Consider the following 4645-nt stretch of genomic DNA (forward strand, 5'->3'; position numbering starts at 1 on the left):
AATGGGCTCTGCGCATGCAGCAAACACACGCGGTCGACGTTCAAGTGATCTGGGGGCCAAACAATAGAAGAACAGGACAATGGCACTCAGAACAAGGCGATCTGTTCATGGTAACACCTGCTCCGAGCGGTTTCGTGGTGATGCCCAGGCGCTGGGTAGTGGAGCGAACTCATGCCTGGAATGAGAGGGCTCGACGACTAATTATGCATCACGACCGGTTGTTCGCTGTGAGTGAGGCGTGGGTGTGGCTGGCCGAAGCGCGCATACTCGCGCGCCGACTCACTACATAACTTTGTCTACACCCTCCTATCGATGGTCAATATAAATCTTTGACCATCCAGCATTCCGATAATGGGTTGGGCGAACACCAAGCTATAGGCCTTATAGCATCTGGCTTTCATCAAAAATAACCTAACCAATGTAGCAGTTTTGAGGTAAGCAAAAACTCAATCATCTCGCCGCTAACCCCCTCAAACGCTCCAATACCGTCAATCAGTCTGTTAAGGTCGAATCTTCACAGGATTTTTTGACAGGAGGTCATCATGGCGAAACCAGCCGCACGCCAAACCGACTTAACCAGTTGCCCGATCCCAGGGCATGGCACCAACCCAATAGCTACAGGCTCCCCAAACGTTTTCTTCGACGGGCTCCCTGCTGCACGCCAAGACGATGTTTGTACCTGCGGCAGTATCCTATCGACTGGTTTGGCCTCAACGGTATTCATCAACGGCAAGAATGCTGCAACTATCGATACCGGCGGTACTCATGGCAGCATCGTAATAGGTGGTTCCGGTACGATCATCATCGGTGACGTCCACACGCCAGCACCATTCATACCTCCAGAGCCTCTGAACATTCTTCCCAACTGGATCGGTTTCGTTATTCCCGCATCTGAAAGCTATGCGGGAGTTATGTGCACTGCACATTTTGACGACGGCTCTTCAATGTCTGGAACCTTTGACTCGGCCAATACAGTCAAGTTCTCCAACCCTACCGGAAGGCTTTGTCATACGTTGGAATTTGCTCAGCATGAAGATACCTGCACTACATCAAGCATAGACGGACTATTGAAAGAAATATTGGAATAAGGATCTTCTCATGACTGAACCTAACTTAGTGACCGGTAGCTATGTTGTAAAAAGCGAACACACGCTAACACAGTCACCTCTTGAAATGGCCGTCGCTGGCATGGAGGGCGCCGCAACACGGTTTTCTATAGATGCGATCAAAGACGAACGAGTCCGCGTGAGCTATCAACGCAATATTAAACGCATGTCTGAACAAATTTTCGCCGACGTACGAGCAGGAAACATCAGCGTTGAAGAGGGTACAAAATTTAGTAATGAAATGCGCAACAAAATTATGTTTGAGCATCGCAAATTCACTTCCGCTCATGGCCTAGCCATCGTACAAAAAAAGAAAAAATCCGGCAAAACCTACACAGAAATTCTCAACGAAAAGTCGAAAACTCAATTCGGCCAAAACTACGAACAACTTTCAAAGGCGCAGCAGAAAGAAGTTCTGTACAAAGCACTAGAACGCTCAGGAAGCGCCAACGCCAAATTCACCTCGGGCACGAAGATCATGTCCGTCATGGGGAAGGTTGGCATCATCCTGACCGCAGCACTGGCCACTTACGAAATTCTTGAAGCAGACAACAAAGTCAAAGAGAGCGCCCGTCAAGCGACTATCTTAGGCGCTGGTGCCGCAGGAGGGTTTCTGGCCGGACTAGGCGTTTCTGCTATTTGCGGCCCCGCAGCCCCTGCATGCGCCATAGCCGTCATACTGATCGGAAGCGCCGCGGGAGGTGTAGCCGGCGGAGTGATCGCCGATACTTTCGATGATGAACTGGAGGAGCTTTCGCATTGGGACATATTCTGACTCCGCAAGAGAAAGCGAGTATCCAGATAGCCCTGGCTGAAACTTTTGTAGATAGCGTCGTCGACTACGCTCATATCGCAGAGCGCATTCGCGGCTATGACTTAAAAATTGTGGAAGACATTCTGTATTCAGAAGTCGCCCCTGTATGTTTCAGCAACCTTGAGGCACCAGTCCCTCCTGTATGGACTGGCTTCAAGGACGACTGGCTATTAAATGAAATAGAAAACGAACTCAAGGCCCGAGAATCTAGTTTGATACGCCGAGCCTTTGACAAGCTAAAAGTTGCATGGCTTCGCTATAGCTATGGCTATATATGGAAAGAAATCATGAAAAATTATGACTCCAAAAAATAAAAATAAGCATTGATAGAAATCATAAGGAGGCTACATGGGCCTTACCAAACCGAATCAAGAGCTGCGCCGAGACCCGAAACAAGCAGCTGCTATTCTCAAGTGGTCCGGTGTCGATCTTTTCAAGGTTGCAGTTCGATTATCCGAGGTTGGGCTCGAAACCGAAGCAAGGGAATTGCTCAGAATGGCGAACAGCTACCAGGAAATCGAAGACCGGTTGGCGACCTATTCCAATGAGGTTAAGCAGGGACGAATTGTAAGAGCGAAACTATAAAAGACAGTATCTGCTCGTTGAAATAGAAAACTCAGCCCCCTTATGACCACCAACAAATCAGGTCGTCAGAACAGTCCACCTAGAGCGGCAGGCTCCCAGTTCATGATCACCAGTTCGCCGGTGACCTCGGCCTTACCTTGCCGCTGGTTCGTGTTGCTGTAGCGGATATCCAGGCACTCGAAGTGGAAGCCCTCAAACACCCGCCGGATATCAGGATGGTCGTTGATGCTGACCATCACCTTGCCTTTGCAGCGGCGCATGAAGTCGGCCATGCGTTCGTAGTTCTCGAAAGGGAAATCCACGCCATATCCGGCGGTCTGCCAATAAGGCGGGTCCATATAGTGAAAGGTATGAGCGCGGTCATAGCGCTCTGCACATTCAAGCCAAGAGAGATTTTCGACGTAGGTGCCAGACAGCCGCTGCCATGCGGCCGAGAGGTTCTCCTCGATCCGCAAGAGGTTGATGGCCGGCCCCGTGGTGGCGGTACCGAACGTCTGGCCAGTGACCTTGCCACCGAAGGCGTGCTGCTGCAGGTAGAAGAACCGGGCGGCACACTGGATGTCGGTAAGCGTCTCGGGGCGGGTCATCTTCTGCCACTCGAAGATCTGGCGGGAGCTGAGTGCCCACTTGAACTGACGGACGAACTCTTCCAGATGGTTCTGCACCACCCGGTACAGCGTCACCAAGTCGCCGTTGATGTCGTTAAGCACCTCGACGGGAGCCGGCTGGGGACGCATGAAGTACAACGCGGCACCGCCGGCGAAGACTTCCACATAGCATTCGTGAGGGGGAAAGAGGGGGATCAAGCGGTCGGCCAGGCGGCATTTGCCACCCATCCAGGGGATGATAGGTTGTTTGCAAGTCTTCATGGATAAACAGGCTATAGGCTCACCGCGCTTTGTGCACAAGGCAGGGGCCACGGCTAGACTTGCAGGAAGGGTCTGCGGGTTCGGCGGACCGGGCTTGATGTTGACGCATCCACCCGGCTCGCCTCTTTACTACTTGGTGACCTCGCGGACGTAGGCCTGACAGGCCTTCAGCGCGATCAGTCCTCGATCACCTTCGTCGGTGATGACGACAATTCGTTGAGCATGCGCTGGGTCAAGTTGGGCGCGTAGAGCTCCATCCACCACGCCTGCGGTGCCGGCGGGCGCTCGCATCCCACTGTCACCACCCTGGGCGGCAGCGGTTCCGGTGTCGAGTAGGACTGACAGCCGCACATCAGCAGTAGCCAGCCGATCACGCAAGCGAGCCTGGGCTTGTTGAGCATCGCTCATCTCCTTCCAGTGAGTTTGATCTTGGGTTTGCAGGCGATCCTCCAGCTCGCGGCGCAAGGCCTGCTGCGACTCTAACTGCCTGAGTGCTGCTACTGCGGCCTGTTCCCGCTCGCGCCCATGCGCCAGGTCTTTCACAGCGAGCTGTCGCTCATACCCCGTCGCCTGCTTGGCAAGCTCATCGGTCTGCCACATCCAAGCAATGCGAGCACCAACCGCAGCGCCGAACATCAGGGCCAGCACGCCCCACCTCCAGCCTAGGGACATCACATCAGCACCTGCTCGGCGCGCTTGTAGATCGCCAGACGATCATCCAGCCCGTTGAGTCCGCCGTTGATCCGTCGGGTGATGGCCTCGAACGCCGACGGCCCCTTGTCGGCCAGCGAGTTGAGACCGGTCAGATGCCAGAACCAACCGGCCGAGTCAGCAGCGTGCTCCGGACGCTCGAGGAGCTCCGGATGGTTGAGCAGGTCGAGGCCCAGCGCTTCGCCGCAACGCTGATAGTTGGTACGACCGGTCACTTGGATCAGGCCACGACCGCGATACTTTTGGCCGTCGCCGTCGGCTTCGAGCGTGTTGCCCAGCTGCGCGGCTAGCTTGCCGGTGTCGTACTTGGCCAGGTACTGATCACCGCCCAGCTCGCGGACGTAGCGCAGCTGGCCAGACTCATGGCCGACCTGGGCCAGGAACGCACGCTTGCGCAGCGGGGTGACGATGCCCCACTTCACCATCGACGCGTTCAGTACAGGAAGAAAAACGCCGGCTTGGGTGCCGGCGTTGGGGAGGATCTGTTGCAGTTGCTTGAGAGTGACAGTCATCTTGAATCTCCAGTTATGGCCACTCAGGCCGGTTTCACATCGACCACC

The 4645-nt window shown here is 54.4% G+C and carries 7 protein-coding genes and 1 pseudogene; 5 read left to right on the forward strand and 3 right to left on the reverse strand.

Annotated features, from left to right (window positions below):
- The 5 genes and pseudogenes from CRO75_RS31970 to CRO75_RS31990 all read left to right on the forward strand — a co-directional run.
- A pseudogene (locus tag CRO75_RS31970) lies at positions 1 to 290 on the forward strand (IS5/IS1182 family transposase); the annotation flags it as partial.
- Between the two features lie 252 nt (positions 291 to 542).
- Entirely contained in the window at positions 543 to 1088 is a 546-nt protein-coding gene (locus CRO75_RS31975; protein WP_097140618.1) for a PAAR domain-containing protein, read from the forward strand.
- A 10-nt stretch (positions 1089 to 1098) separates the two neighbouring features.
- A complete protein-coding gene (locus tag CRO75_RS31980; RefSeq protein ID WP_097140620.1) occupies positions 1099 to 1881 on the forward strand; it encodes a hypothetical protein in 783 nt (260 codons plus the stop codon).
- Positions 1866 to 2234, forward strand: coding sequence for a hypothetical protein (locus tag CRO75_RS31985; RefSeq protein ID WP_097140622.1), 369 nt, complete (start codon positions 1866 to 1868; stop codon positions 2232 to 2234). The genes CRO75_RS31980 and CRO75_RS31985 overlap by 16 nt, the downstream gene beginning before the upstream one ends.
- A 34-nt stretch (positions 2235 to 2268) precedes the next feature.
- Positions 2269 to 2505 carry a hypothetical protein gene (locus tag CRO75_RS31990; protein WP_097140624.1) on the forward strand — a complete coding sequence of 79 codons (237 nt, stop codon included), beginning with the start codon at positions 2269 to 2271 and terminating at the stop codon, positions 2503 to 2505.
- A 65-nt stretch (positions 2506 to 2570) separates the two neighbouring features.
- Here CRO75_RS31990 and CRO75_RS31995 read toward each other — a convergent pair whose 3' ends face one another.
- From CRO75_RS31995 to CRO75_RS32005, 3 genes are all read right to left on the reverse strand, one after another.
- Positions 2571 to 3374, reverse strand: a complete 804-nt coding sequence (locus CRO75_RS31995) for a DNA adenine methylase (RefSeq protein WP_097140627.1) — start codon at positions 3372 to 3374, stop codon at positions 2571 to 2573.
- 129 nt (positions 3375 to 3503) lie between these two features.
- Entirely contained in the window at positions 3504 to 4046 is a 543-nt protein-coding gene (locus CRO75_RS32000) for a lysis system i-spanin subunit Rz (protein ID WP_097140629.1), read from the reverse strand.
- Positions 4046 to 4597 carry a glycoside hydrolase family 19 protein gene (locus tag CRO75_RS32005; protein WP_097140631.1) on the reverse strand — a complete coding sequence of 184 codons (552 nt, stop codon included), beginning with the start codon at positions 4595 to 4597 and terminating at the stop codon, positions 4046 to 4048. Before CRO75_RS32005 ends, CRO75_RS32000 begins: the two co-directional genes overlap by 1 nt.
- Positions 4598 to 4645: the final 48 nt, after the last annotated feature.

This window comes from Pseudomonas sp. LAMO17WK12:I10, assembly GCF_900215185.1.
Taxonomy (GTDB): Bacteria; Pseudomonadota; Gammaproteobacteria; order Pseudomonadales; family Pseudomonadaceae; genus Aquipseudomonas; species Aquipseudomonas chlororaphis.